This window comes from Paraburkholderia fungorum (assembly GCF_902833645.1).
Lineage (GTDB): Bacteria > Pseudomonadota > Gammaproteobacteria > Burkholderiales > Burkholderiaceae > Paraburkholderia > Paraburkholderia fungorum.
This window is the reverse complement of record NZ_CADFGE010000002.1, coordinates 112,467-138,954: the sequence shown is the minus strand read 5'-3', so window position 1 is coordinate 138,954 and position 26,488 is coordinate 112,467. Positions and strand designations below refer to the sequence as shown.

24 protein-coding genes and 1 pseudogene are annotated in these 26,488 nt (G+C 62.1%); 2 read left to right on the top strand and 23 right to left on the bottom strand.

From position 1 onward, the window contains the following. Positions 1-4 precede the first annotated feature (4 nt). Positions 5-631, top strand: a pseudogene (locus HWX91_RS07355) (thiolase family protein); the annotation flags it as partial. A 216-nt stretch (positions 632-847) separates the two neighbouring features. Here the strand turns inward: HWX91_RS07355 and HWX91_RS07350 are convergent. Further along, positions 848-1,003, bottom strand: coding sequence for a hypothetical protein (locus tag HWX91_RS07350; RefSeq protein ID WP_153141799.1), 156 nt, complete (start codon positions 1,001-1,003; stop codon positions 848-850). Positions 1,004-1,592: 589 nt separating this feature from the next. On the opposite strand from HWX91_RS07350, the gene HWX91_RS07345 reads away from it, so the two are divergent. Next, positions 1,593-2,123 carry a hypothetical protein gene (locus HWX91_RS07345; RefSeq protein ID WP_028194490.1) on the top strand — a complete coding sequence of 177 codons (531 nt, stop codon included), beginning with the start codon at positions 1,593-1,595 and terminating at the stop codon, positions 2,121-2,123. Between the two features lie 108 nt (positions 2,124-2,231). Here the strand turns inward: HWX91_RS07345 and HWX91_RS07340 are convergent, their stop codons facing one another. The 22 genes from HWX91_RS07340 to HWX91_RS07235 all read right to left on the bottom strand — a co-directional run bounded on the left by HWX91_RS07340 (position 2,232) and on the right by HWX91_RS07235 (position 26,487). Next, a complete protein-coding gene (locus tag HWX91_RS07340; protein WP_028194489.1) occupies positions 2,232-2,948 on the bottom strand; it encodes an immunity 52 family protein in 717 nt (238 codons plus the stop codon). 8 nt (positions 2,949-2,956) lie between these two features. Then, on the bottom strand, positions 2,957-3,559 hold the full coding sequence (locus HWX91_RS07335; protein ID WP_042273900.1) for a restriction endonuclease fold toxin 5 domain-containing protein: 603 nt from the start codon (positions 3,557-3,559) through the stop codon (positions 2,957-2,959). 59 nt (positions 3,560-3,618) lie between these two features. Then, positions 3,619-4,287 (bottom strand): GPO family capsid scaffolding protein, encoded by a 669-nt coding sequence (locus HWX91_RS07330; protein WP_052660626.1) that lies wholly within the window; start codon positions 4,285-4,287, stop codon positions 3,619-3,621. 386 nt (positions 4,288-4,673) lie between these two features. After that, positions 4,674-5,870, bottom strand: a complete 1,197-nt coding sequence (alr, locus tag HWX91_RS07325) for an alanine racemase (RefSeq protein WP_028194487.1) — start codon at positions 5,868-5,870, stop codon at positions 4,674-4,676. A 19-nt stretch (positions 5,871-5,889) separates the two neighbouring features. Next, on the bottom strand, positions 5,890-7,740 hold the full coding sequence (locus HWX91_RS07320) for a hydantoinase B/oxoprolinase family protein (protein ID WP_028194486.1): 1,851 nt from the start codon (positions 7,738-7,740) through the stop codon (positions 5,890-5,892). Then, the gene (locus tag HWX91_RS07315; protein WP_028194485.1) at positions 7,737-9,860 is read right to left on the bottom strand and encodes a hydantoinase/oxoprolinase family protein; all 2,124 of its coding nucleotides are present in this window, start codon (positions 9,858-9,860) and stop codon (positions 7,737-7,739) included. Before HWX91_RS07315 ends, HWX91_RS07320 begins: the two co-directional genes overlap by 4 nt. 75 nt (positions 9,861-9,935) lie before the next feature. Further along, complete coding sequence (locus HWX91_RS07310) at positions 9,936-11,105, bottom strand: porin (RefSeq protein ID WP_028194484.1); 1,170 nt, start codon at positions 11,103-11,105, stop codon at positions 9,936-9,938. A gap of 189 nt (positions 11,106-11,294) precedes the next feature. Further along, positions 11,295-12,128, bottom strand: a complete 834-nt coding sequence (locus tag HWX91_RS07305; RefSeq protein ID WP_052660625.1) for an ABC transporter ATP-binding protein — start codon at positions 12,126-12,128, stop codon at positions 11,295-11,297. Further along, on the bottom strand, positions 12,118-12,960 hold the full coding sequence (locus HWX91_RS07300) for an ATP-binding cassette domain-containing protein (protein WP_028194483.1): 843 nt from the start codon (positions 12,958-12,960) through the stop codon (positions 12,118-12,120). Before HWX91_RS07300 ends, HWX91_RS07305 begins: the two co-directional genes overlap by 11 nt. Continuing rightward, positions 12,957-13,928: an ABC transporter permease gene (locus HWX91_RS07295; RefSeq protein WP_052660624.1), complete on the bottom strand. Its 972-nt coding sequence runs from the start codon at positions 13,926-13,928 to the stop codon at positions 12,957-12,959. The genes HWX91_RS07300 and HWX91_RS07295 overlap by 4 nt, the downstream gene beginning before the upstream one ends. Next, positions 13,925-14,860: an ABC transporter permease gene (locus HWX91_RS07290; RefSeq protein WP_028194482.1), complete on the bottom strand. Its 936-nt coding sequence runs from the start codon at positions 14,858-14,860 to the stop codon at positions 13,925-13,927. The genes HWX91_RS07295 and HWX91_RS07290 overlap by 4 nt, the downstream gene beginning before the upstream one ends. A gap of 7 nt (positions 14,861-14,867) precedes the next feature. Next, positions 14,868-16,433, bottom strand: a complete 1,566-nt coding sequence (locus HWX91_RS07285) for an ABC transporter substrate-binding protein (protein ID WP_028194481.1) — start codon at positions 16,431-16,433, stop codon at positions 14,868-14,870. A gap of 145 nt (positions 16,434-16,578) precedes the next feature. Beyond that, positions 16,579-17,235: a cysteine hydrolase family protein gene (locus HWX91_RS07280; RefSeq protein ID WP_042273897.1), complete on the bottom strand. Its 657-nt coding sequence runs from the start codon at positions 17,233-17,235 to the stop codon at positions 16,579-16,581. Between the two features lie 208 nt (positions 17,236-17,443). Next, a complete protein-coding gene (locus HWX91_RS07275) occupies positions 17,444-18,451 on the bottom strand; it encodes a LacI family DNA-binding transcriptional regulator (RefSeq protein WP_244144018.1) in 1,008 nt (335 codons plus the stop codon). A 514-nt stretch (positions 18,452-18,965) separates the two neighbouring features. Beyond that, positions 18,966-19,742, bottom strand: a complete 777-nt coding sequence (locus HWX91_RS07270) for a GntR family transcriptional regulator (protein ID WP_028194478.1) — start codon at positions 19,740-19,742, stop codon at positions 18,966-18,968. Positions 19,743-19,778: 36 nt separating this feature from the next. Continuing rightward, positions 19,779-20,165 (bottom strand): oxalurate catabolism protein HpxZ, encoded by a 387-nt coding sequence (gene hpxZ, locus HWX91_RS07265; RefSeq protein ID WP_028194477.1) that lies wholly within the window; start codon positions 20,163-20,165, stop codon positions 19,779-19,781. Further along, the gene (locus HWX91_RS07260) at positions 20,156-20,851 is read right to left on the bottom strand and encodes a cysteine hydrolase family protein (RefSeq protein ID WP_028194476.1); all 696 of its coding nucleotides are present in this window, start codon (positions 20,849-20,851) and stop codon (positions 20,156-20,158) included. Before HWX91_RS07260 ends, hpxZ begins: the two co-directional genes overlap by 10 nt. Beyond that, positions 20,848-22,485: an ABC transporter ATP-binding protein gene (locus HWX91_RS07255; protein ID WP_028194475.1), complete on the bottom strand. Its 1,638-nt coding sequence runs from the start codon at positions 22,483-22,485 to the stop codon at positions 20,848-20,850. Before HWX91_RS07255 ends, HWX91_RS07260 begins: the two co-directional genes overlap by 4 nt. A 3-nt stretch (positions 22,486-22,488) precedes the next feature. Then, a complete protein-coding gene (gene biuH / locus HWX91_RS07250; protein ID WP_042273895.1) occupies positions 22,489-23,223 on the bottom strand; it encodes a biuret amidohydrolase in 735 nt (244 codons plus the stop codon). Positions 23,224-23,307: 84 nt separating this feature from the next. Further along, positions 23,308-24,234, bottom strand: a complete 927-nt coding sequence (locus HWX91_RS07245) for an ABC transporter permease (RefSeq protein WP_028194474.1) — start codon at positions 24,232-24,234, stop codon at positions 23,308-23,310. Beyond that, a complete protein-coding gene (locus tag HWX91_RS07240; protein WP_028194473.1) occupies positions 24,227-25,342 on the bottom strand; it encodes an ABC transporter permease in 1,116 nt (371 codons plus the stop codon). The genes HWX91_RS07245 and HWX91_RS07240 overlap by 8 nt, the downstream gene beginning before the upstream one ends. 47 nt (positions 25,343-25,389) lie before the next feature. After that, on the bottom strand, positions 25,390-26,487 hold the full coding sequence (locus tag HWX91_RS07235; protein WP_028194472.1) for a BMP family ABC transporter substrate-binding protein: 1,098 nt from the start codon (positions 26,485-26,487) through the stop codon (positions 25,390-25,392). Position 26,488: the final 1 nt, after the last annotated feature.

The window sequence follows — 26,488 nt, the reverse complement described above, 5'->3', positions numbered from 1 at the left end:
CATTGTGAGCAAGCGTAATGTAGTGGTGCTGGGCGCGGCCCGGTCGGCGATCGGAACTTTCGGCGGATCTCTTGCCGACATCGACCGGCGGAATTGGCCGGTACGGTCATGAAAGAGACGCTCACGCGCTCCGGCGTCGACCCGGCGGCGATCCATTCCGTGACCGTCGGCAACACGATCCTCACCGAGTCCCGCTTTGCTTACCTGGCGCGGGTGGCGTCTATCCAGGCCGGTCTTCCCATGGATTCGGTGGCGATGTCGGTGAATCGTTTGTGTTCGTCCGGCCTGCAGGCCATCGTGACGGCAGCGCAGAATATTTTGCCAGGCGATTGCGACTATGGCATCGGCGAAGGGGTCGAAGTGATGAGCCGCGGCGGCTATCTATCCACCGCCATGCGCAACGGCGCGCGCTCACCGCCGGGCTGCGCAGGCGATCGCCGAAGGGCGTTTTAATTCGCAAATCGTTCCCATCGTCAAACAGACGAAGAAGGGCGAAGTGAGATTCGACACCGACGAGCACGTGAAGCCCGGCACGACAATGGAGACGCTCGGGAGGATGAAGCCGGCGTTCAAAAAAGACGGCACGGTGACCGCGGGCAACGCATCGGGTATCAATGACGGCGCGGCCTTTTTCCCGATGCGGCAGTGGCCACCGCTGCCAAGGTGTTGGATGCCGTGGACATGGAGGTCGACTGGTCGCTGGGGGAGCCTGAGCAGGCGTCAACTCCGCTACCATCGCCTGGCATGTGAATCCGAAATCAGTAGCTCAAACCCGCCAGTTCTCTTCGGAGCCTGGCGGGTTTTTCCTTGCCTGCGGGGCGCGTGCTACATACGGCGGTGGAGTCGCTCAACCGTTTAGTTGCGATTCGACGTTCAGGACGATCCGTGCCACCGGATTGTTGTCTGCCGATTGCGGAGCGAACTTGATCTGGGCGAAGGTAACAATACCGAGAGCGACGACCAGGAGTGCGCCAGACGCGGCGATACGGGTAAGGTATTTCACAGGGACCTCATTTTGATGATGTAGACAGAAACTGGACGTAGCTGACAGGTGCGGCGACTCAACTTCAGCGGCATCTCGGTCCGCAACCCGGCAACGCCGGACGCGGCTGTCGGATCGCGCTTGCCGATCGGACGAAGTTTGTGCGGTGCAATATAACACAACCATCGGATCACATCTACCGGTCATACGGGCTTGTGCGGTGCACTATAAATGGTTTATCCATATGCCCGGTGCGACATCCCGTCGCGAGCGGATGCTTAATTGCTTGAGCATTTCTTATGTGAAAGTTTTCTGTAAGTCGCAATGGGCCGTCATGCTATGTGGGTGATTCTTGCAGGCATGGACACATGGCCGCCTCCGGAATCTCGCAACGGACCGACCAGCATGCCAGCATTCAAAAACACGACATTTCTATCTGGCTAGAACACGACATTTACATAAAGCTGCTACACACGATTTGTTGATAATTTATATTATGTCAAACCTACTCGCTAACACCCGATCCCCATTTCTTACAATCTTCAACCTATTTAGCGAGATTAATGTGTACGTTAGATTGCGCGCCCTTCAGACTTCAGAGGGTTCTCAGGTGTTCGCAGAACAACGACATGGCGGTCTGCACGAGTTTCTGGCGCTGACCGACGGTCTTTCAATCGCCGAAGTCGCTAGGAAACTGCGCTGTTGCTCGCGAACGATCCGCAACTATGTCGCCGGCCGCTCCCCGATCCCGTGGCACCGCATCGAAATGCTACGCCTGCTTGCGCTTGAGACTAGCGCGGCGCGCGGTAACACCAGCGATGCAACGCCTTCCGCCGAAACTCGCGTAATCCCCAACGTCGAGCCCGATCCGGCGGCTCCGGACGTTCCACCGGCCGAATTGCTCGCGTGGGTCGGTGTTCACGCTCCGCATTTCCTTTCGAGCAAACGCAGCTTCGCGTTGTATGTGCGTGGCTGGAACGTGGTCGACAAAATCCGGCGGGCCAAGCGCGAAGGAACATTCTCGACCGTGCTCGCGCGCTGGCACGCGCTGGCAGTTGAGTTGCCGCGAATGTGGCGCTCAGGTCGAATGTTTGCGGGTATCGGGCCGCCTGCATACGTGCATGGCGAGCGAGAGTCATAACCCGCCACTCGCGGGTTTATGTCACGCGCCTTCCCTACTTCCGCTAGTCCGATCGCGGAGAAGCACGATCGCTTTGCGAACGAATCTTTGGTGCCGAGTCCGCCGCCGTTAAAGGTCAACGTACCTAGGTAAAAGATCTTGGTCGACGAGTCTGATTTCGATGCGGTTAGCCGTCTCTACGTGTTCAGGGTTGTCTGTTGAAAAAGGGCCGTCCGTCACGCTAACGATGATAGTGCCGGCCTGTTTTTTACCCTTCTCAGGGACAGGAAGCAGGGCGTGAGCTTCGGGAACCTGCTGCGCCGTTATGACTTTCGGCAGATACAGCATCCAGCCGACACCAGGCTTGTCGTCGAAGACTTGTTTCGTTGAGTATGCATCCAAGGTTACTTCGACGAGCAAAGGGCTAAAAACCGCAACTATTTCCGAGACAACATCCACGATTGCTGTATACGTGCGCCAAGCGTCCCCATCGATGCGAACGCTAAGGGTGTCGGGAAAGTGTTTGTCCCCAACGTGGCACGAGATAGAAGCACCATCATTGGTTTCGAGATTTCCGTCCCACATTGCTACGTATGTAAAGTCATCCTTACCGCGAAATTCTTCGCGAAGTACCGCAATTGCCGCCGGCGTAGCACTGCCTCCACTATCGTAGACGTGATACATGGACGCTTCTTGCTGCGTGTCACCTTTGAGCATCCAGTTTTCATAGCGCAGGGAATCGTCACGCGTTGTGAGTGCATTGATGATCTTTGAAATGCGCGCGAGGATTTCAGGGAAGTCGCTCGCGCTTAGCGACGGATCGCGGAAGCTAGCAGTGATATTCATTGAGTGTCTCAAGGTTGAAGCACGGAAGAAATACCCAAACGGCGTAATGGCATGGCCATGCGTTGCTGAGCGAGCGGAGTCTGGAAATACCAGATCAAGCGAGCCGGAGGGTTTGCACTCACCGCACGTCCTTGCCGCACTGCCGTTGCCTCCATTGATTCGAATCCCTTGAAAAACTTGTCAGCTTTTGGGATCGAACCGTCCAAAAATTGATCGTAGTTGCCCTTGGTTTCTTGCAGCAGACAGTCGGCCGGTTGAAAGCCGTCAAAATCGATGCCAAGCCAGTTCCATTCATCACTCCACAGGCATTCTTCCACGTCAAATGCAAACCCGGTTATACGGGCCTGGTACCTATAGGCGGGCCAGTTGACACCGTGATTTTTGCGCAGCTTTACCCCGCCTTCTGGCGGGAATTTCTTGCAGCTCTCATCGGTGCGCGGCAGTGCGCGCGCGACAGGTGCGGTCTTGCTGTCGTCTTTCGACGTGTCGCCCGAGACACTAGCTGTTCCCGCTACGGCCGCTCCGCCCAACAAAGCTGTGCCAGCGCGCGCCAAAATCGGCCCAAGTTCCGCGACCGCTCCTTCCACCACTGGAACCAGTATCCCCGCCATTCTGAAATCCCCCCTTGAATTCTGGATGCTCGATGCGCCAACGCATCACACGTAGATAGTCATGAAAACGCTCGTCGGCTGAGCGACCCGGTCAGCTCCGCGACGGTTTGCGTGAGGGCGGCGACGGCGTCGGCCTGTTGCTTGCCGTGCGCTGCGAGCGTCTCGACGGCCTGGCGTACGTCAGCGAATCGCGTTTCGTCGCTCGCGTCTTTCTTCTTCGACATGCCGAGCAGTTCGGCGACGCGTGAGAACAGCACGCCTATGCCCGGCGTCGTGGCGGATTCATCCAGCTCGATCGTCGCCAGCTCGGCCGCCGTGAAGAGGTTCGCCGGCGACAGCTTGCGACTTGCAAATGGCGAGGCGGCCGGGTTCTGAGCTGCGAAGGAAAGAATCCGTGTGCCGAGGCTTGCGGGGCTATTCGAATGTTCCAGCGACCGGATATGCAGGCGCCTCAGTTGGCGCCGCCACCACAGTTCGCACTTCGCACGCAGCACCTGTTGCGCCGGTTCTTCGAATGCCGGCATTGGCACACCATATGCCGCGCAGGCGCGGGCCGCGACTACGGGCGCCTGATTGGCGTCAAGTCCGAGCGCACGAAGTACAAAATCGTTGGCGAGCGTGCGCGCCTTCATGCAGATTTCGTAATCGGATGCATCGGGACGCACTGGCATGGAATCGGGCGCGTGTTCGCCCACAAACGCGGCCATGGTACGCGCGGCGGCATTCATGTCGAAAAGATTCGGCGCACCGTTCTTGCGAGCGCTCTCTCGACCGGCGCCCTCGGCCGTGCGCTATGCTCGGCGATACCATTTGTATGGGAGGCGCTTACGTGCCTTCTGCACATCGGGCAGCTTCGGCAGTTCAGTCGCAACGGCGTTGGCGTAGATTCACATCTCTTGCTTGCCGCGCGCTCAGGCAGGTTTGCCGTTCAGCCACGCCACCCGGCGGGCCGCTTCTTGTGGTGAACCGTGATCGGATTCCGGACGGCACTCGCCGGACGTCCCTGCTCGACCTTTCTCGGCCGTCGGGCGCGTGCGATTCCTACGACTGGTTTCTACGGCGGAGCGGTCATTCGTTTAGTCGCTCAGACGACAACTGTTCCAAAAACCGGTATTCAAGCTTTGGAAGGCCTGACAGGCCTTAAATGCCCGCCTACATCCGTCGCTTCAGCGTCAACGTGCGGCAAGCTCCTCGCCAACCGCGGTATCAATTCCATGACGGGCAGCCGCAACGATGCCGCGAGTTCGTCAATCGTTATCGCGTGATCGCCGTCCCGTCCCAGCAATGTCACAACGCTTCCGGTACGGGCTCGCACGTTCTCCGTTATATCAACGACGGTATGCTGGAAAGAGCGGCGCCCGAGGATACGCGCGGTCTGTCCGTGCACCAGCACACGGCCCAGCGGCGGCACATGATTCAGCCCGTCCCAGAAGCCGATCGGCACCACGCCGATGCGCACAGCGCGCTCGAGCCGGATTGGCTCCGCGTAGCCAATCCCGAGCACGGATCCGGCCGGATGCTCCTGAACGTGAATGATGCGGCCGCGAACAGCCCGCAACATCGGCCGCAGCGGCGCGCGCGCCATCCAGTCGGCGTCGAGCGCGCCGTATAGAAACCGACCAGGGTCGACCGCCCGATACGCCAGATGTGGATGCGCAAGCATAACCCGCGAGCTCGCTAGCATTGTCGTCAAGCTATCGAATCCTGCCGCGCGCGCGTCGGCCAGCGCGGCATCGAAGACGTCAGCCTGAGTGCGCGTCACATCATCGCTTTCTGGCGAACTCAGATGCGTGTACACGCCTTTGAGCCGCACGGTCGATTGATGACGCAGCGCCTCGAATGCGGCTTGCCATTGAGACGGCAGAAAACCGAAGCGCCCGAAGCCCGGATCGATCTCGAGGAACGCATCGACGGAGACGCCGGCATCGATAAACGCGCGCAGACTTTCGTGACTCTGAATTGTCACCGTCAGTCCCAGCGCGGCGACCTGCGCCGCATCCTCCGGCAAGGTCGCGGCGAACAGCAGAATCTCGCGATCGACGCCGGCGTTGCGAATCGCCATGCCCTCTTCCGGACTGCCGACGCAAAAGCCGTCGACACCCGCTTGCGCCGCGAGGCGCGCTACCTTCGCGGCACCGAAGCCAAAACCATCGCCCTTGCAAACGAAGTAGATTTTCGTGGCCTGTCCCACCATCTCACGCGCAAGCGCCAGATTCGCCGCGATGGCGCCGTAGTCGAGCTCGGCCCAACTGGGACGCAGCAAGCGCACGCGTTGCGTCTCAAAGTCTGGCTCGATATTTGAAGCGGACATAGATAACGCCCCGTCGTGGTCAGAGTTTGCCGATAGCCGCGGCATCGGCCCCGGTCGATTGCAGGAATAGCGCCTCCTGCTTCCCGACGCGTTCCTGCCCGGAAAGCGTCTGGAGCCACTCACGCACCTCGGCGGTGCGCCGCGCGTCGATGTCGCGCCCCGCGCCTTCGAGCACGACGCCGTAGACTTCGCGCGCCATCTGCTCCGTGATGCGGTCGTCCAGCAGATCCTCGCGTACGGCTTGCGGCGAGCGCATCAACGGATCGCCATGGCCCGCGCCGCCCGCCGCGATATGGCAGAAGCGGTCGCCCTTGAGAAGCGCGGTCACGGTGCTCGGCATGGTCGGCAACAACGTGCTTCGACCGTCGCGGGTCAGCAGATTGAGCGATGGCGATCCACTCAACCCGCCATGCGAACCCGACGGCCGATGCGCGCGACGGTCCGAGCGCAGCCCGAGCAACGCGTGGTCGCTGCGCAGCTCATAAGCGCGGCGCATGGCGAGGCCGCCGCGCTGCCGGCCCGCGCCGCCCGAGTCGGTGACGAAACCGTACTCGGTGATCTTGAGCGGCAGACGTGCCTCGATCAGTTCGACCGGCTGGTTCGACAGATTGCCGAGCGGATTCGCAATGCCTTCGCAGCCGTCGTTGCGACCGCCGCCCCAACTGCCGAGCACGCCGTCGGTGATCAACCAGTTGCCGCCACGCGCGCCGCCCTCGCCATCCGGATTACGCCCGGAAATCGACACGACCGACGGGCCGCCCTCACCCAGCGCCGGAATCGTGTCCGGCACGATCTGCGCGAACGCGCCTTGCAATACGTCGAACATCCGGTACGCGATAATCCCGCGCGCCGCGCAGGCGGCCGGCTCCACCGGATTCACAATCGAGCCGCTTTCCGCGTAGACCTGAACGGGTCGCGAAAAACCTTCGCAGTTCGGCACATCGACGCCGATCGCGCAGCGCACCGCCGCATAGGCGACCGACTGCGTAGTCGCGAACGGACCGTTGATCGCGCCCTGCACCTGCGCATCGGTGCCGGTCCAGTCGATGCGGATCGTGTCGCCCGCCACCGTCACCTTGACGCGAAACGCGATCGGCACGGGCGTGTCGCCCAGGCCGTCGATGAAATCCTCGTAACGGTATTCACCATTCGGCATCGTGCCGATGGCCTGGCGCGTCAGCCGCTCCGCGTAATCGTGCAGCGCTTCGACCAGCCGGCCGAAACCGTCCGTACCGTATTTGTCGAGCAACTGCACGAGTCCGCGCTCACCGGCCTTGCATGAGGCGACCTGTGCGCGCAAATCGCCGCGCAACTGGCCCGGCATGCGCGAGTTCGTTTCCAGCAGCGTGACGAGCGCGTCGTTGACAGCGCCGGCATCGGACAGCTTCATCAACGGAATGCGCAAGCCCTCCTGATAGATTTCCGTCGCGCCGATCGCCATGCTGCCCGGCGCCATGCCGCCGATATCGGCGTGGTGAACGATGGTCGCGACATACCCCTCGATACGCGCTTCGTAAAACACCGGCTGAATCAGATACACGTCCGGCAGATGCATGCCGCCCGATGTATACGGATCGTTCATGATGTAGATGTCGCCTGGCTTGCCGGCCGTGCCGAAGCGGCGCACCACGTTGTCCATCGCGGCCGGAAACGCGCCGAGGTGAATCGGCAAGGTCAGACCCTGCGCGATCACGCGGCCGGCGCGGTCGAACACCGCGGTGGAAAAGTCCATCGAATCGCGCACGATCGGGGAATACGCCGTGCGCAGCACGACGAGCGCCATTTCGTCGGCGATCGAGCCGAGCGCGTTCTTGACGATTTCAAGCGTGATGGCGTCGGTGCCCGCCGAAGCGGCCTGCTGGGTAGTCATACGGGTTGCTCCAGAAACGTGATGACGATGTTTTCGTAGGCATCGACGCGCGCGCCGGCATTCGGCGGCACGACGCAGGTCGAGTCGTATTCTTCGACGATCAACGGGCCGCTCATCGGCGCGGCGCGCAGATCGGCGCGCGCGATCACCGGGGTGTCGATAAAGCCGTGAGTCTTGCCGAAATACGCCCTGCGCCACACCGGCGTGCGCGCACCCGATGAACGCGCCCGGCTTCCGCCGGCGCGTTGCGCGTCGTAAGCGCGGTCTTTCTGCGAGCGCAGCGACCCGACCGCGCGCAGATTGACGAGCTCGATCACCTCGTCCGCGGAGGCGTGGCCGTAGGTGCGTTCGTGTTCCGCGTGAAACGCGGCAGTGATCGGCGCGATATCGAGCGGTTGACCGGCCCGCCATTCGATCGGCACGGTCAACTCGTAGGCCTGTCCCGTGTAGCGCAAATCCAGCGCGCACGTCACGGCGATATCGTCGAACGCGTTACCCTCGGCCGTCATATCCGCGGTGGCGCGCGCCACCAGGTCTTCGAGCGTGTTGGCCAATTGCACTGCGGCCGAATGATCGAGGCGGCAGAACATCGTTTGCATGAACTCGTGTTGTGTCGACGAGAACAACAAGCCGAGCGCGCTGAACACGCCGGGGCTCGGCGGCACGATGACCGTCTTCATGTCGAGCAATTCGGCGATTGCATGAACGATCACCGGCCCGTTGCCGCCGAAAGCGAACAACGCGAATTCCCGCGGATCGCGGCCGCGATACGTCGACACGGCTTTCACCGCGCGCGTCATCGTGGAGGCGGCAATCGAAAAAACGCCATAGGCGGCTTCGTAGAGATCCGTGTGCGTGGGCTCGGCGATCTGCGTGCGCACGGCCTCGAGCGACTTCTGCTGGTTGATGCGCAGTTCGCCACCGGCAAGGAACGCCGGATTCAGATAGCCGAGCGTCAGCACGGCGTCGGTGAGCGTCGGAATCGTGCCGCCCGCGTCGTAGCACACGGGCCCGGGCACCGAGCCCGCCGAATCCGGGCCGACCTTCACTAGCCCGCCCGCGTCGATACGCACCAGACTCCCGCCGCCCGCGCCGATCTCCGAGACGTCGATGAACGGCAACTTGACGGCGTGCCCGCCGCCCTTGACGAGCTTGCTGCTGACATTGATGCCCGCTCCGACCTCGTATTCGGTGGTGCGCGCCGGCTCGCCCTTTTCGATGATGGCCGCCTTCGCCGTGGTTCCCCCCATGTCCACCGTAATGCAATCGGCGTACCCCGACGCGGCGGCCACCGAGGCGCCCGCGATGACACCCGCTGCCGGCCCGGACTCGATGATCGTGGCCGGCTTCTGCATCACCATGGCCGCGCTCATCACGCCGCCGTTCGAATGCATGATCTGCACCGGGCCGGTCATGCCGATGCCGCGCAGCTTGTCGATCAGCGAATGCAGATAGCTGACCACCACCGGTCCGAGATACGCGTTGACGACGGTCGTGCTGGTGCGTTCGTATTCACGGATCTCCGGCAGGATTTCGTGCGAGCAGGTCAGATAGACGGCGTCGCCCAGCACGCCGCGCAGCAGATCGCGAATGCGGATCTCATGTTCGGGATTCGCGTACGCATGAATCAGACTGATCGCCACCGCTTCGATTTTCTCGCCGGCGATACGTTGCGCGATGTCCAGCACCTGCGCGTCGTCGAGCGGCGTGTCGATCGAACCGTCGGCGAGCAGCCGTTCGTCGACCTCGTAACGGTGCCGGCGTTTCGCGAGCGGCTCCGGCTTCCGATACGCGAGGTTGTAGAGCATCGGCACGCGCAGGCGGCCGATCTCGACCACGTCGCGAAAACCGCGCGTGGTGATCAGCGCTGTGCGCGCGCCTTTGCCTTCGAGCACGGTATTCGTGGCGATGGTGGTTGCATGAACCAGCTCGGTGATCTGGCGCGGTTGCGCGTCGAGCGACGCGAGCAATGCCTGCAAGCCCGCGACGATCGCAATGCCATAGTCCTGGGGCGTGGACGAAACCTTCCTCGTATGAATCACGCCGTCATCACCGATCACGACGATATCCGTGAAGGTCCCGCCGATATCGACACCGGCCCGGTAAAGTCTTTCAGTCATTACACACCTTGCTTGTTAGTCGATGCGGCGCAAACGCGTGGCCCGTTTGCGCCGGTCAATACAGCGCTGCCAGAGCTAGAACTTGTGCACGAGTCCGACGCTGACCACGGCCTGGTTCTGTCCCGAGGACGGCAACATGGTCTGAATCTGCGAAGCCAGCATGCCGTTCGAAGTCGCCGGCAACGGTCCGCCCGTGGGCCGCGGAAAGCCGCCGCCCGCCGCGCGCAGATAGATCACCTCGGTATAGATGGAAGTCCGTTTGGAGAGGAACTTGTCGACCAGCAGATTGACCTGATGCCAGTGCACTTGCGTGGGCCCGCCAGGACCGCCGGTGATGTTGTCGCTCGTGTACGTGTAGGCCATGCCGAAGAACAGCGTCGGATCGAGCGTGAAGCGCGCATTCGCTTCATAGTTGTTGAAGCGGTAGTTGATGCCGCTTGTCAGCGTCGTGCCCACGTTGTTGTAGATCGCGTTGCTGTACATCAGGCTCAGCTTGGCCGGTCCGATCACATACGACACACCGATGCCCGCAATCTGCTCGCGTTTGGACGTGATCGGCGCATCGCAGCAGGTGATCGCGCCGTTCGTATTCACGTTCGCCGTGGTGTTCACGCCCGGTTGGTCATAGAGCGAATATGCCGCCGCAATCGAAAAAGCGCCCTGCGAATAGATGCCGCCCACCGACCACATGCGATTGTTCGCAAAGGCGTCGGGCGCGTTGCTGAACGCGTACATCGCCGTGCCGGTGAAGCCCTTCAGATTCGGCGAGACGTATTTGATCGAGTTGTTGACGCGCAAATAGTCGTCGGTGTTGTCGTTGTCGTACGGATGCGAAAACATCACACCGCCCCACGCACCGTTGGATGTCATCGTCTGCAAAGTGCCGACAATCGCGTCGTATTGGCGGCCGAACGTCAGCGTGCCGTAGTCCGGATTCGAGAAACCCACGAACGCCTGGCGTCCGAACATGCGGTTGTTCTGACCGAGCGCGCCGTTGGTCGGGTTAAAGCCATTCTCCAGCGTGAAGATCGCCTTGGTGTTGCCGCCGAGGTCTTCCGCGCCTCGCAGTCCCCAGCGGCTGCCGTACTCGCCGTTGCCGGTCAGCTGCACCGCGCTATGGCCGCCCTGATTCGACGAGTAAGTGACGGCCTCGTTGATGATCCCGTAAAGCGTGACCGAACTCTGCGCATGAACGAAACCGCTGCCGCCCAGCAGAGCCGCCATGATGAATAACTTTTCCTTCACCGCTCTTCTCCAAACAAGGAATCGCGACACCCCGGTCGGCTAGCGATCGATTGATGATAGCAAATGAATCGATTCACCAATGGTTCAAAAAAAGTATCCAAGGTGGGCCGGCTCACTGCTTGATCCGGATCTTCTTCTTTACTGCTCGGACCGCCTCTGCTGTGTCGACCAGAATTAGCGCTTTGGCACTTACTCTGGTGCCACCCCTATGCGGTGCCGGCCGATGCCTTTCGGGATCGCCGCCAGCAACTCCATCGTGTAGCGCTCGCGTGGTTCGAACAGTACCTGATCCACGGCTCCCGCTTCGACGACGCGCCCTTCCCGCATGACCACCACCCGCTCGCACAGCTCGCTGACCAGCGCCAGATCGTGGCTGATCACGACCAGCGACACACCGGCGCTCTGGTGAAGTTCGCGCAGCAGCCGGATGATCTCCGCCTGGATCGATACGTCGAGCGCGGACGTCGGTTCATCGGCGACGACCAGTTCTGGACGGCGCGCAAGTGCCCGAGCGATGCCCACGCGTTGGCGCTGACCGCCCGACAGCTGATGCGGGTAGCGCGCCAGCACGAAGGCCGGCAAACGCACCATGTCGAGCAATTCCCGCACCGGCACACCGTCGTTGCCGATCGCTTCCGCCAGCGTCGTGGCAATCGTCTTGCGCGGGTTCAGCGAATTCGTCGTGCTCTGGAACACCATCTGCACGCGCTGACGAAACGTCGCGTTCTGCGCCCGCGTCATCGTGTTCAACGCGTCGCCTCTGAAACAGATCGAGCCGGCAGTCGGCGCAGTGAGGCCGACCATCATGCGAGCGACAGTCGATTTGCCGCTGCCGCTTTCGCCGACGATAGCGAGCGCCTCGCCCTTCGCCACCTCGAGCGTCACGCCGGACACCGCATGAAAGCGGCGCCGGTTGAACATGCGCTCGAGCGGGGAACGCGCCAGCGCATAAGATTTGCCGACTTCCTGCAGCGCGAAGATCGGCTGCGCGGCCAAGGTGGCGTTCGGCACGTTAGCGGACATTGCGCGGCTCCTCAGGTTGATGTCGGCGCGCGGCACGAGTAACCGGCAAACGCGGAATGCTCGCGATCAGATGCCGCGTGTAGTCGTGCGAAGGCCGCAGAAAGATATCCTCCACCGGCCCCGCCTCGACCACGTATCCCTGCTTCAGCACGACGGCGCGTGAACACAGTTCCGCCATCAGGTCGAGGTTGTGCGTGATGAACACGAGGCCGAGATCCATCTCGTCCACCAGCGTTCGCAGCAACTCGACGATCTGCGCCTGCACGGTCACGTCCAGCGCGGTGGTGGGTTCGTCCGCGAGCAGCAGCGCCGGCTCGCAGACAATCGCGGCGGCAATCATCGCGCGTTGCTTCATGCCGCCGCTCAGTTCGTGCGGATAGGCGCGCTCCGTGGCGCGCGGGTCTTTGAAACCGACGCGTGCGAGCACGGCATGCACTTCGTCGCGTATCGCGCGGCCGCGCAGCAGACGGTGCGCGCGGATCACGTCGGCGAGTTGCGCGCCGATCGTGAAGGCGGGGTTGAGCGCCGTTGCTGGATCCTGAAAGATCATGGAGATGCGCCGTCCGCGCAATGCCCGCATGCGCGCCTCCGACGCATGGCTCAAGTCTTCGCCGTCGAGCACGATCCGCCCGCCGCTGATGCGCCCCGCGTTGCCGAGCAAGCCGAGCACCGCCAGCGAGGCTACGCTCTTGCCCGAACCCGATTCGCCGACGAGACCGACCGCCTCGCCGCGTCCCACCTGCAAATCGAGCCCATGTAAGACTTCGGTCTGCGTCTTGCCCGAACCGAAGGCGACGCGCAGGTTTTCAATAGACAGCAGCGCTTCGTTCATAGAGACGCCCCCGGTACATTGGCCGCCTGCGCATTGCGCCGCCGCGGATCGAGAATCGTGCGCATCGAGTCGCCGAACAGATTGAAGGCGAGCACGCTGACGAACACCGCCGCGCCCGGAAATGCCGAGACCCACCAGTTGTCGGTGAAAATCAGTGCGCGCGCGTCGGAGAGCATCGCACCCCAACTCGGTGTAGGCGGTTGCACGCCGAGCCCGATGAAACTGAGCGACGCTTCCACGATGATCGTCACGCCGAGCAGCAGCGTCGCCTGAATCAGCACCGGCGAGATGATGTTGGGCAGAACGTCGGAGAACATGATGCGCGCCCCGCTCGCGCCTTGCAGAACCCGTGCGGCGACATACTCCGCTTGCGACTCGGCCTTCGCGAGACTATGGGTGAGCCGCGCGAGACCCGGCGCGTACAGCACGCCGATCAGCAGCACCAGTTTGGTTTCATTCGAAATCGCGAGCATGCCGAGATGTAGCGTGTCAGTGCCGGTAATGCCGACGAGCGCGATCGCCCAGATCAATAGCGGAATCGACGCGAGCACTTCCATCGCTTTCATCAGCGTTTCGTCGAGCCACGAGCCTGCCTTGTAGCCTGCCACGAGGCCGATGCCCATGCCGAGCACGAGGCCGATCGCGACCGCGCACAGTCCGATGGAGAGCGATGCACGAGCGCCCCAGATCGTGCGGCTCAGAATGTCGCGGCCCACCTGGTCGGTGCCGAGCCAGAACGCCGCGCTCGGTGCTTCCAGTCGATGTTCGATATAGAGTTGCAGCGGATCTTTCAAGGGCAGCCACGGCGCGCACACTGCGATCACGACGAGCAGCACGATCGTCACGAGACCGATCGCACCGGTCGGTTCGTGCATCAGCGCGCGCAGCAAGCGGCCGGCCGATGCGAGCCATGTGCCGAGCGTATGCGGTTTGTGTTGCACGTTCGGGAGAGATGAATCAGCCATCATGTTCTATTCGCCTTCGGGTCGAGATAACCATGCAGTACGTCGGCGCAGGTGTTAGACGCGATGAAGATCGTCGTGATCACGAGCACGATGGCCTGCACCGTCGGATAGTCGCGCTGGAAAATCGCCGTGAGCAACGCACGCGAGACGCCCGGCAAATTGAAAATCTGCTCCACGATCAACGCCCAACCGAACATGTAGCCGTAACTCATCGCGGCCGTGCTCACCAGCGACGGCAACGCGTTCTTCAGCGCATAGAGGCGAATACGCGACGGCGATAAACCGAGCGCTCTGGCGGTTCGCACATAATCCTGCGATAGCGCGTCGACCATGTTCGCCCGCACGAGACGGCTCAGAACGGAGATGTAGTACACGGACATCGTCAGTACGGGCAGCACTAGCGCGAGCAGATGCGACGCCATGCCGTCGGACCAAGGCGTGAGCCCGCCCACCGGAAACCACCCGGTCTTCAAAGCGACATAGCGGATCAACAGCAACCCCAGCCAGAACGACGGCACGGATAAGCCGACAATCGCCACGGCTCGCAGCAAATGGTCCGTGCCGCTGTTCTCCTTCAATGCAGCGACGGTGCCGAGCACGATCGAGACGACGATCGTGAACACGAACGACAGCGTGACGAGTTCGACGGTATTGGGCAACGTATCGGCGATTTGCGGGCCGATCGGGTTGCCGGTCGCGTACGACTTGCCGAAGTCGAGCGCGAGCGCACCGTTCAGCCACCTGCCGTATTGCGCGGCGACAGGCCGGTCCAGTCCGTATTGATGATTGAACGCGGCAATCTGTTCGACGCTGGCGTCGCTGCCCAAGGTCAGACGCGCGGGCGACACGGGCGTCGCGCGGCACATCGCGAACAGCAGCGCGCTCACCACCAGCAGCACGAGCACAGACGAAAACAGCCTCGAAACGGCTCTCATATCGATCTCATGCCTTCGCGAGATAAACGTTGTCGAGCTTCAACGAGAAGCCGGTGTTCACCTGGAAATCCTTCACTTTGCTGCGCCACAGATTTTGCACTTCCAGCGCGCCGATCCAGACGGCCGGACAGTCATGCGCCAGCACCTGCTGAATTTTCGCGAGGATCGGCTTGAGCGCGGCCGGATCGTCGACCAGATAGCTGTCGTCGATCAGTTTCAGCAGTTCGGCGCTCTCGTAGCCGCTCGCTTTCCAGAGACTCTCGCCGGGTCTGAAGAGCGCGTTGAGCAGATACGTCGGCTCCGGCGGCGCGATGAAACCGGTCAACGCCGCCGCGTGGTTGCCGACCAGCACCTGCGAGATCATCTGCCCGAAATCGAGCGGACGCAGATTGACGCGCACGCCCAGCGACGCCAGTTGCGCCTGAATGAAAAGCGCCGTCGACGATGTATCGATCAGATACGCAGGCTGCACGTACAGCAAATCGAACGATGCGCCGCTCGCATACTTCGAGCTTTTCAACACCGCTCGCGCCTGCTCCAGATTGAACGCCAGGCTTCCAGCCGAGCCTGCGTCGTACCAGGAGGACTCCGACGCAAACGGCATGCTGCTCGCTTTGACCGCGCCGTAGCACAGATCGCGGCAGACCTTGACCCGGTCCAGCACGAGCGATACCGCTCGGCGAAACGCCGGATCGTCAAACGGCGCCTTGCGGTTGTTCAGACACATCATCAGCGGGCTGGTCGGCGAGGGACGGCTGTCGCCCGCGAGGCCCGCCGACGTGCGGATCTGCGCGAACGTCTGGGCCGGCGGCGCACTGATGATCTGCGTCTGGTCTGACATCAGCGAGGCAAGCCGCGACGACTCTTCAGGGATGATGCGAAACACGATCTTGTCCCAATGCGGCTCGCCCTTCCCCCAGTAAGCCGGATTGCGCTTCAGTTCGACGAAGTCGTTAGCCTTCGACTGCACGAAAATGGCCGGGCCGGTGCCGACACCGGTCGGCGTCTGCTTGAAGTAGTCGGCCGGATGCTGCTCGCGGCTGCCTACTGGAAAAATACCCATGTACTTCGACATGTAGTCGAGTAGCGGTCGGTAAGGACGCTTGAGGCGGATCACCGCCGTGTGCGCATCCGGTGCGCTCACCGATTCGATCACGGTCCAGAACGGCCGGCGGAACGCCTTGTTCACGGGATTCAGCACGTAGTCGAAGCTGTATTTCACATCGGCGGATGTGAACGGCTGACCGTTCTGAAAACTCACGCCGCGCTGCAGATCGAACGTGTACGTCAATTTGTCCGGCGAAATCGTCCATGCGCGCGCCAGTTGCGGCACCCGCTGACCGCGCGCGTCAATGCCGACCAGATTCTCGAAGATCAACTGATTGATCGCCATCACGTCGTGATTCGGCTGGTTGATCGGATCGAGCGTTTGCGGATTGCTCGGAATGGCGACCGACAGCACGCCTGCCTCAGCCGCGAACCCGCGGCCTTCGAATGCGAACGGCAGGGAAAGGCCCGCGATGCCCGCGACGCCCGCACGGAGAACTTGTCGTCGCCTGCTGCTGAAAGTCATGAAATCCTCTGTTTTTTCAATGCCGCCCGATTCTCTGTGGTTTAGTGAATCGATTCACAGACAATAGTGAGGTTGGCGCGGCGAGTCAACGTTTTAAGAATATCGGAAACCCTGGCTAGCGGGTTCAGAACGCTCTCTGGCGCGCCTAGGCGAGCAGCAACGAGGCATCGGCGAGTGACAGCACCGTCGTGCGCGAATCGAATGCCGTGGAAAAAAGATGATCGTGCACGACCTGGTCCGGGTCGTAACAGCAATCCTTGACGGTGTATAAGCGGAAGTCCGCGTCGCTCGCATAGGCGACCGACGACAGCACGACACCCGTCGACGCGATGCCGAGCATGATCAGCGTGTCGATACCCTGCGCGGAAAGCCGCGCCTGCAGGTCGGTACCGAAAAACACGCTTACCCGATGCCCGACGATGAGCGGTTCGCCGGCCCTCTGACCGAGCTCGGGGGCGATTTGGTCGTCGATGAACAGGCCGAGCTGCTTGAGCCCTTGCCCGTTCTTGTTCAAAGGACTGACTTCCGGATAACCCGGACTAAACTGGATCTTGGCGAAGTAGACGCTGACACCTTTGGTCCGCGCCGCATCGCACAACTTGCGCGTGTTGGCGAGCAGAGTGGGCGCGACCGACGGAAAGAGCCCCAGAATGTCGGTCTGATAATGCATGACAACAAGCGCCGTTTGCGCCGGCACGATCGCCGGAATCTGCGTATCCACGCTCTGCGCGGACGCGGCGCTGATCCCGCCATCTCCGCAACCATCAAGACCGAGTCCGGTCGCCACCGCGCCGGCCAGCATGCCTGCCCTTTTTATAAACCGTCGACGGCCTGCACGGCCGCCTTCCTCGCTGTTGCCCTGCCTCGACTGTAACCCGGTTTTTCTGTCACCCATATCACGCCTCGAGTTTGGTGAATCGATTCATTTACGGTAGGTGTGCAATGTCGGCGACGAAAAATCCGCTGTCAAGCAACTTTGCGGTCGGACAAACCCTGAGAATCGAATCTGGCTAGCGCTTTTTGCGGCGTGCCAGGCTGGAAGGCGCGCCGCACGACTCGCGCACGATCATCCGCATTGGATGTTTTGAGCGGCGAATGCCCGACGGCGCGGAACCTTCGATCAGTTGCAACATCATGTCCGCTGCTTCGCGGCCCACGTCGCGCGGGTTTTGCGTCACCACGGTCAACGCAGGTGACGCGATGCCCGAATACTCATGCTCGCCGATGGAAATCACCGACAGGTCAGCCGGAATCGACAGCCCGGTTTCCCGCACCACTTCGAGCACGATGGCCACGTCGTTCAGCGTGGCAATGATGGCCGTAGGCCGCCCGGGACCCGTGAGCAGCGCGCGGCAGACGTCCTTGTTAAATGCGCTGGTACGCAGCACGAGCGCAGGATCGAGCGCGATGCCGGCGACCTCGCACGCGGCCTGATAGCCACGCACCATCTCGCGGCCTACCCACGTGTTTTCGTGTCCAGCCACGAGCGCAGTCGCGCGATGCCCGAGTGAAGCGAGATAGCGCACAGCCTGACGGCAGCCGTCGGCGTGATCGGTCAGCACCGAATTGAATTCGCCTTGTGCATCGCGCTCCCACAGCACGACCGGCATGTTCAGGGTATGCAGGAAGTTGAAATAGGAAGGCGTCTCGTCGTCGGAAATCGCGCCGATGAATCCGTCGATGCGGCGCTGCTTCAGGCTCGACAGAATGGCCCGCTCGCGCTCGAGATCGTAGTGCGAATTAGCGATCAGAATCTCAAAACCCCTTGCCCGCAGGCGCTCTTCGGCGGCACTCACCATCTGGGCGGCGGTGTGCTGCGTGATGTCGGAAATCAGGCAGCCAATCGCGCTCGAACTGCCTTTGCGCATGCTGCGCGCCACCACGTTCGGCACGAAATTCAACTCTGCTACCGCGGCGCGCACGGCCTCCTGAATGGCCGGCGCCACATTCTCGCGGCCGTTGAGCACTCGCGACACCGAGCCGACCGACACCTTCGCGAGACGCGCGACGTCTTGCACGGTGGGTAAGCCCTGCGGGGATTTTCGGCTGCGCAACGCAGGCTGAACGTGTTTGCTGGCTCTTTGTTTAGGCATGACGGAAGGCGGAAGGTGGTCGACCGATTTTCAATGAATCGATGCATCCGGCCGATTATAGTGCGTCCCGGCTCTACCCATATCGGCGCGAGCCGGCCGTTGTCGGCGCAGCGGAAAAACGACCATAGGGTATGCGAAAAACAGATATGGCAGGATTCGTCAGCATCAACTCGGGCAGAAAATAGCCTGGCGCCGTATCCGACGCCGCGACGCCGCGACGCGCACAGTCCCTTGGTGATTTTACGGTGGGAATTCCGCTTCCTATTGGCTAGAAATACAGCTGGGCGATGAAGCGGAAAAAATGAAAATCTATTCAATATCGAATACCGGCACTGGTATTTTTCCGGTCAAATTTGCATGCGTCGCCCACAAATTCCGCAAGCCATTCGCACAGGCGCTCCCCCCAATAGCCGCACCGTCCACGATTTGCCGAACTCACTCACGACACAAACGGCAACTTGCTATCGCGCGCGGCGGCCAGCATGGACAGCGTGATCTTGCGCACTTCGAGTTTGCTCTGCGTGATATGCGCACGCAGCAGAATGATCGCCTCTGTTAACCGGTTGCGCTCGATCAGATTTAGCATGGTCGAGTGTTCGTCGTAGGTGGCGCTCGTACGGTGCGGCTTCAGAAAATCCAGTCGACGCACGATGCGAATGCGCTCGGTAACTTCGTTATGCACGCGCAGCATCTCCGCGTTGCCCGTCGCCGCGACCAGTTGACGGTGGAAGTTCTCATCCATGCCGAACATCTTCACCGGATCGCTCTCACGCAATTCGGGCTCGACGCACCATATCGCCTTCAGCGCTTCCACGGCCGCATGGGCGACGTCGCCTCCCACCCCCACCCGTTCGACAGCCGCCACTTCCAGCACAATGCGCAAATCGTAGAGCTGATCGAGTTGATCGAAATTGATCGGCGCAACTTTCCAGCCGCGCCGGAAACCGACTTCCAGGTAGCCCTCGCGTTGCAAACGAAACAGGCCATCGCGCATCGGCGTGCGCGACACGCCGTAGTGCTGCGCGATGCCGTTTTCGGAAAAGCGGTCGCCGGGAAACAGGCGGAAGCTGAAGATATCGTTCTTCAGTTGCTGGTACACCTGCTCGGCGAGCGGATTGGCGGCGGCCGGCACGCCAGGCATGCCCTGCGTTCCCGCAGCGCCCGGCGTTTCAGGCCCTGCGGGGGGCTCGAGCAGATTCGTCGTATCGTCGTTCATTGATGCCTCATCCCTCTTTTTCTTATTATCGGCGTTTCATGGCATCGCGATAAGGCTGACATGAGCCGCGACGATTTTCCAGCCGTCGGCGGGACCGAGCCTCGCCCATGTCTGCATCTGACGGCCGAGCAAAGGCGTGGCGTCGCTGGTGAATTCAGTGCTGACGGTGGCGAAGTCATTACCGAAGGTCGTTACCACGGTGCGATGCAGCTTGCGCGACTTCGGCACCGGATCGCAGCGCTCACGCCATGCACGGATCGCTTCGCCGCCGTGCTGGATTTCGGCAATCCCATAGCGGACCGTCTCCGGCGTATGCCAGAAAAGCGCGTTCATTGCCGCGACGTCGTTGTCGACCAGCGCGCGCTCGTATTCGACAAAGGCCGCCTGCACTTGAGCGACCACTTCCGGCTGATTTATCTCCATGCGGGAATTGCCTCGTCGAGTTTCGTCAATGATGAAAACGGCGCGGTCCAGCCGACAATGCCGCCTTGCGAGCTAATCATGTCGAGTGTCGCCTGTTTGAATGCGGGGAAATAGCTGGCGGTTGCGTCTTCGATCAGCAAACTGTCGTAGCCGCGGTCGTTGGCTTCGCGCATCGAGGTCTGCACGCAAACTTCAGTGGTCACGCCCGCGAACACCAGATGCGTGATGCCGCGTATCGCGAGCTCTTCGCCGAGCCGGGTGGCGTAGAACGCACCCTTCCCCGGTTTGTCGATCACGAGTTCGCCGGCTAGCGGCGCGAGCGGTTCGATGATCGCATTGCCCGGCTCGCCGCGAATCAGGATGCGTCCCATCGGTCCGGCATCGCCAATGCGGGCATTGGGCGCACCTCTGAGCCGTTTCGCCGCCGGGCAGTCGGACAGATCCGGTGCATGCGATTCACGCGTATGCACCACGAGCCATCGATGCCCGCGCGCGAAAGCGAGCAATGCGGCGACAGTCGGCACGATTTCGGCCAGCAGCGACACGTCATTACCCAGCGATTCGCCGAAGCCGCCCGGTTCGATGAAATCGCGCTGCATGTCGATTACGATCAGCGCGGTTTTTGTGGAGTCCAAGGTGAAGGGACCCGGTTGGGCGTCGATTGTCAACTCGGTTTGCTGGGTCATCCGATGGCTTCCTTCATTCGTTCCGCGGGTACGGCGTCATGCGCCGCGGTATCGCCGTGCCCTGCCATATGCTGACCGAGCACGGCCCGATCCGCGCGCGCCGCCGGCGTCTCGAACACCAGCCTGCCCTCCGCGATCACCACGATACGGTCCGCCAGTTCGAGCAGTTCATCGAGATCCTCGCTAACCAGTAGCACCGCCGCGCCTGCATCGCGTGCGGCCATCAGACGGGCATGAATATCGGCGACCGAAGCGAAATCCAGACCGAACACGGGATTCGCGACAATCAGCACATCCACCGGCTGCCCGAGTTCGCGCGCCAGCACCGCGCGCTGCACATTGCCGCCCGACAGCGTGCCGATGGCGCGTTCGGGTAGCGGTGGACGCACATTGAACTCGGAGATCAACTGTGCGGCACGCTCGCGCACAGCACGCCGGTCGAGCCACCAGCCGCCGCGCCGCAAGGGCTCGCGATCGAAGTCGCGCAGCGCGAGGTTCTGCGCCACGCTCATCGCGGTGACGCAGGCGTTTTTCAGAGGCTCCTCGGGAATCGCGAACACGCGCCTTCGTGTCATCTCTTCGCGCGTTGCATGGTAGGCCTTGCCCGCCACTTCCATGTCGCCGGTTTTCACACGGCGCTGACCGACCAGCGCTTCCACCAGTTCCTTCTGTCCGTTGCCGGAAACGCCCGCCAGCCCGAGGATTTCGCCCGCCCGCACGGACAGCGTCGCGTGCCTGACCGCCGTGTGGCCACGATCGTCTTCCACTGATACGTCGCGCAGTGCAAGACGCACTTGCGCCATGTCGTCGACGGGTTTGCGTGGCAGACGCTCGACGGTCACCGCGGCCATCAATGACGCTTCGTTTTCCGAATGGATTTCGTTCGGCGCATGACTGGCGACGGTCCCCATCATCCACGCCGCGAGTTCGTCGCGGCTTGTGTCGGCAACCGCGCTCGTGCCCACTTGCCTGCCCTTGCGCAACACGGTGACATCGTCGGCGTAGGCCATCACTTCGCGGAACTTGTGCGTGATCATCAGCACCGTCAACTCGCCGCGTGAGCTCAGATCGCGCATCAGGCCAAGCACTTCGTCTGCTTCTTGCGGCGTCAGGACCGAGGTGGGTTCGTCGAGAATCAGGAAACGCTGCTGCAGATAGAGCTGCTTCAGGATCTCGAGTTTCTGCTTTTCACCCGCAGCGAGAATGGCCACCGGCGCGTCGAGCGGCAAGCGAAACGGCATGCGTTGCATGAATGCGGCAAGCGCGGCACGCTCGCCCTTCCAGTCGATTTTCCACGGCATGCGTCCGCGCGCGAGCAACAGGTTTTCTTCGACAGACAGGCCGGACGCCAGCGTGAAATGCTGATACACCATGCCGATGCCGAGCGCCTGTGCATCGCGCGGCGACGCGATATGGACCTCGCGACCGTCGGCGGCGATCTGTCCGCTGTCGAGTACGCCATAGCCGACCAGCCCTTTCACGAGCGTGCTCTTGCCCGCCCCGTTCTCGCCAAGCAGCGCATGAATCGTGCCGGCCTTGACCTTGATCGAGACGCTATCCAATGCGCGAAACGCACCGAACGATTTGCTTGCGTTCAGCACTTCCACGCCCAATGCCTTCGGCGCCGTGGTCATGATTTATCTGCCTGAAATGGCGAGCGCCGCTGCCGGCGCCGTCGTCGTGGCCAGTAACGTGGCGAGCAACGCGTGCGAGTCCGATACCGTGCCGAATACGCCCCCTTGCATGGTGATCATGTGCAACGCGGCGTCGTGATTGCGCTTGTCGGTCGCGCCGCAGCAATCGGCCAGCACCGTGCATTCGAAGCCGCGATCGTTGGCTTCGCGCATCGTCGTGTGAACGCAGACGTCGGTGGTGATGCCCGTCAGCACCAGATTGACGATGCCGCGGGTGCGCAGGATCAGTTCGAGATCCGTCGCGCAGAAGGAGCCCTTGCCGGGTTTGTCGATGATGATTTCGCCTGGCAGCGGCTTCAGTTCGTCGATGATTTCCCAGCCCGGCTCACCGCGCACGAGGATCCTGCCGCACGGGCCGTCGTCGCCGATGCCTACGCCGTCGGTGCCCGCGCGGCGGCTGCGCCAGCGTTTATTCGCGGGCAGGTCAGAGAGGTCCGGGCGATGCCCTTCACGTGTGTGAATGATCGTGAAGCCCGATTGGCGCATGAGTTGCAGGACGCTTTTGATCGGCTCGATCGGCGCGCGCGTCAGCGACAGGTCGTAGCCCATTTTGTCGACATAACCACCGTGGCCGCAAAAATCCGTCTGCATGTCGATGATCACCAGCGCTGTGTTGTCCGCGCGCAGGTTGCCGTCGTAGGGCCACGGATAGGGCTTCGCTTCGATGAATCGGTTCATGGTGGTGAGGTCCTCGTTGGGTTCCTGATAAGGTTCCTTGATGCACGCAAAAGCGCACGCAAAAACGCATGCACAAGCGCACGCTCAGCGCGTCAGGCTCAACTCGCCCGGCGCGCCCGCCAGCGTGCGATCCGGACGGCAGTTGACGATCATGATCGCGAGAGTCAGCACATACGGCGCCGCGTTGTACAGGTAATAGCCGCTCGTCACGCCGATCGCCTGCAACGCGGGGCCGAGCGCGCCGGCCGCGCCGAACAGCAGGGCTGCCCACAGACAACGCAACGGCTGCCAGCGCGCGAAAATCACCAGCGCGACCGCCATCAGCCCTTGCCCGCTGGAGAGTCCTTCATTCCAGCTGCCGGGATAGACGAGCGACAGATACGCACCACCGATGCCCGCGAATACACCGCCCACCGCCGTCGCCGCGATACGCACGGACGTGAGCGGGTAGCCCATGGCACGCGCCGTTTCAGCGTGATCGCCGACGAGCCGCAGCACCATCCCCCAGCGGGTATTGCGCAAACCCCATTGCAGAACGAAGGCCAGTGCAACGCCAATCACGAACAGCAGGTTTATATGCAGAGCGTTGTGTAATTGCGGCGACGAGGTCCACATCCCCAGATCGATAAACGGCAGCATCGGCGCCTGCGGTTCGATAAAGGGCTTGCCGAGATAGAACGCGAGCCCGGTGCCGAGCAGCATCAACGCGATGCCGAAAGCGATATCGGACACGCGCGGCAAGGAACACACGAGGCCATGCAGGCAACCGAGCAGCAAACCGGCGATGCCGGCGATCAGCACGCCGGCCCATGGCGAGCCGGTCAAAAAAGCGCCCGCATAGCCGCTCATCGCGCCCGACACCAGAATGCCTTCGAGGCCGAGATTCACACGGCCGCCTTTCTCGGTCAGACATTCGCCAAGGCTGACAAACAGATAAGGCGTACTGACGCGGATCGCACCGGCGAACAGCGACAGCAGCAGGATCGCGATGGGCGAGTGCATATCAGGCATGGGTCTGCTCCAGTTGCACGGGAAGGTCGGTCTGCGCGACGGCCTGCAATTTGACGCGCCACGCGGCGATGCGCCCGCCAAGCGCTTCCCACGCGAGCAGGTTCGCGAACAGGAGGCCTTGAAGGACGAGCGTGGTGGCGTCGGGAAGATCGAGCCGCCGCTGCAGCAGTGACCCACTCGCCTCGATGCCGCCGATCATCAGCGCACACGCGATGATCGCGAGCGGATTCTGGCGCGCGGCGAACGCGACGAGGATGCCCGCATAGCCGTAACCCGCGAGCAAGGACGCATTCGCACTGCCCTGCACCGCCGCGACTTCGAACATGCCGGCGAGTCCGGCAGCAGCGCCGCCCAGGATGCATGCGGTCAAGGCCAGCAGATTGACCGGCAAGCCGACCAGGCGCGCGGCGCGATGACTGCCGCCCACCACGCGCATCGCGAAGCCCTTGGTGCTGAACTTCACGAACACCCACGCCGCGAGGCAGGCCATGACGCCCCAGAACAGCCCCCAATGCGTGTCGAGTCCGGGGATCGAGCCAACCATCATCGCATCGGGTACCGGATAGGTGGACGGCTTGTTCAGGCTCGCGGGATCGCGCAACGGCCCTTCCACCAGATGCTTGAATAGCGCGATCGCGATATACGACATCAACAGGCTGCTGATGGTCTCGTTGACGCCGCGCCATTGCCGCAACGCGCCGACCGCGCCGATCCAGACGCCGCCGGCCAGCATGCCGGCCACCGCCATCAAGGGCGTGGCGACGAGCCACGGCGTGCCGTGCGGCAGTATCTGCGGGACGATTGCCGCGCACATGCCGCCGAGTGCTAGCGCGCCCTCGCCGCCGATCACGATCAGTCCGACCTGGGCCGGCAGCGCGACGCATAGCGCCGTCAGCATCAGCGGCGCCGCACGCAGCAAGGTGCTCTGCCACGCGAACGACGAGCCGAAAGCGCCCTCGAAGATCAGCCCGATCGCATCGAGCGCCGGCTGTCCCTGCACCAGCAGGAACAGCGAGAACAGCAGCAGCGTGCCGACCACCGCCAACGCGGTCGGCAGCGCGGGCAAGAGTGACAGGATCACTCTCGCAGTAGGGGCATTGGGACGCATCACGGCTCCTTCGCGCATGCACACTCACTCAATCGCACAGGCCGTCGTCAGATCTGACCGACGACACCCGCCACCAGATAATTCATGCTTTCGAGCGTGTAGTCGGTCTGTATATGGCTCGTGCCGGAGGCGATCACCGTGCCGCCTTTGTTGTCCTTCATCGGCCCCTTGAAAATCACGAAATTGCCGGCCACCATGCTGCTTTTGATCGCGTCGGCGTTCTGCTTCGCCTGCGCGCTGACTTTCGCGCCATACGGCGACATCTTCACAAAGCCTTCTTTCAAGCCGCCGCGCAACACGTTCGGCTGCGCGGTGCCGGCCTGTGCGCCGGTGACCAGTTGCCTGTACGGCGTCGCCCAGTCCCATTCCGCACCGGTCAGATAGCCCTTCGGCGCCAGAGCCGCCTGGCTCGCGTGGTAACCGCAGCTCATCGCGCCGCGTTTTTCGGCTGTCTCGACGACGACCTTCGGACCGTCGACGTGGCAGGTCAGCACATCGCAACCCTGATCGACGAGACTATTGGTGGCTTCGGCTTCCTTCACGGGCATCGACCAGTCACCCGTGAAAATCACCTGTGTGGTGATCGACGGGTCGACCGACTGCGCGCCGAGCGTGAACGAGTTGATGTTGCGCAGCACCTGCGGAATCGGTTTGGCGGCGACGAAGCCGAGCTTTTTGCTCTTCGTCATATGACCCGCGACCACGCCGTTCAGGTACTGGCATTCGTCGATGTAACCGAAGTAGCTGGTGATGTTCGACGGATTGCCCTGCTTCCACAAACCGCCGCAATGCGCGAAACGCACCTTCGGGTATTTCGCCGCCATCTTCAGCACATGCGGATCGAAGTAGCCGAACGAGGTCGCGAAAATCAGCGTGGCGCCGTCCTGTTCGATCATCGCTTCCATGGTCTTCTGCACGGCGATGGTTTCGGGCACGTTCTCCTCTTCCACCACCTTCACATCGGGCATCTTCTTGATGACGGCGGCAGCGCTCGCCTGAGCCTGGTTGTAGCCGTAGTCGCTACGCGCGCCGACGTAGATCACGCCGACCGTCGTCTTCGGCGCGGCAAATACCGACTGAATCGGCAGGATATTGCCGAGCGTGAGCAGACTGGCGCTCTTGATGAAATTGCGGCGACTGGTCATG

Bases quoted from the DNA above. Each gene is read 5' to 3' on its own strand.
- HWX91_RS07340 (WP_028194489.1), bottom strand. From the start codon at position 2,948: ATGAATATCACTGCTAGCTTCCGCGATCCGTCGCTAAGCGCGAGCGAC.
- HWX91_RS07335 (WP_042273900.1), bottom strand. From the start codon at position 3,559: ATGGCGGGGATACTGGTTCCAGTGGTGGAAGGAGCGGTCGCGGAACTT.
- HWX91_RS07330 (WP_052660626.1), bottom strand. From the start codon at position 4,287: ATGAATGCCGCCGCGCGTACCATGGCCGCGTTTGTGGGCGAACACGCG.
- alr (WP_028194487.1), bottom strand. From the start codon at position 5,870: ATGTCCGCTTCAAATATCGAGCCAGACTTTGAGACGCAACGCGTGCGC.
- HWX91_RS07320 (WP_028194486.1), bottom strand. From the start codon at position 7,740: ATGACTACCCAGCAGGCCGCTTCGGCGGGCACCGACGCCATCACGCTT.
- HWX91_RS07315 (WP_028194485.1), bottom strand. From the start codon at position 9,860: ATGACTGAAAGACTTTACCGGGCCGGTGTCGATATCGGCGGGACCTTC.
- HWX91_RS07305 (WP_052660625.1), bottom strand. From the start codon at position 12,128: ATGTCCGCTAACGTGCCGAACGCCACCTTGGCCGCGCAGCCGATCTTC.
- HWX91_RS07300 (WP_028194483.1), bottom strand. From the start codon at position 12,960: ATGAACGAAGCGCTGCTGTCTATTGAAAACCTGCGCGTCGCCTTCGGT.
- HWX91_RS07295 (WP_052660624.1), bottom strand. From the start codon at position 13,928: ATGATGGCTGATTCATCTCTCCCGAACGTGCAACACAAACCGCATACG.
- HWX91_RS07290 (WP_028194482.1), bottom strand. From the start codon at position 14,860: ATGAGAGCCGTTTCGAGGCTGTTTTCGTCTGTGCTCGTGCTGCTGGTG.
- HWX91_RS07285 (WP_028194481.1), bottom strand. From the start codon at position 16,433: ATGACTTTCAGCAGCAGGCGACGACAAGTTCTCCGTGCGGGCGTCGCG.
- HWX91_RS07280 (WP_042273897.1), bottom strand. From the start codon at position 17,235: ATGCTGGCCGGCGCGGTGGCGACCGGACTCGGTCTTGATGGTTGCGGA.
- HWX91_RS07270 (WP_028194478.1), bottom strand. From the start codon at position 19,742: ATGAACGACGATACGACGAATCTGCTCGAGCCCCCCGCAGGGCCTGAA.
- hpxZ (WP_028194477.1), bottom strand. From the start codon at position 20,165: ATGGAGATAAATCAGCCGGAAGTGGTCGCTCAAGTGCAGGCGGCCTTT.
- HWX91_RS07260 (WP_028194476.1), bottom strand. From the start codon at position 20,851: ATGACCCAGCAAACCGAGTTGACAATCGACGCCCAACCGGGTCCCTTC.
- HWX91_RS07255 (WP_028194475.1), bottom strand. From the start codon at position 22,485: ATGACCACGGCGCCGAAGGCATTGGGCGTGGAAGTGCTGAACGCAAGC.
- biuH (WP_042273895.1), bottom strand. From the start codon at position 23,223: ATGAACCGATTCATCGAAGCGAAGCCCTATCCGTGGCCCTACGACGGC.
- HWX91_RS07245 (WP_028194474.1), bottom strand. From the start codon at position 24,234: ATGCCTGATATGCACTCGCCCATCGCGATCCTGCTGCTGTCGCTGTTC.
- HWX91_RS07240 (WP_028194473.1), bottom strand. From the start codon at position 25,342: ATGCGTCCCAATGCCCCTACTGCGAGAGTGATCCTGTCACTCTTGCCC.
- HWX91_RS07235 (WP_028194472.1), bottom strand. From the start codon at position 26,487: ATGACCAGTCGCCGCAATTTCATCAAGAGCGCCAGTCTGCTCACGCTC.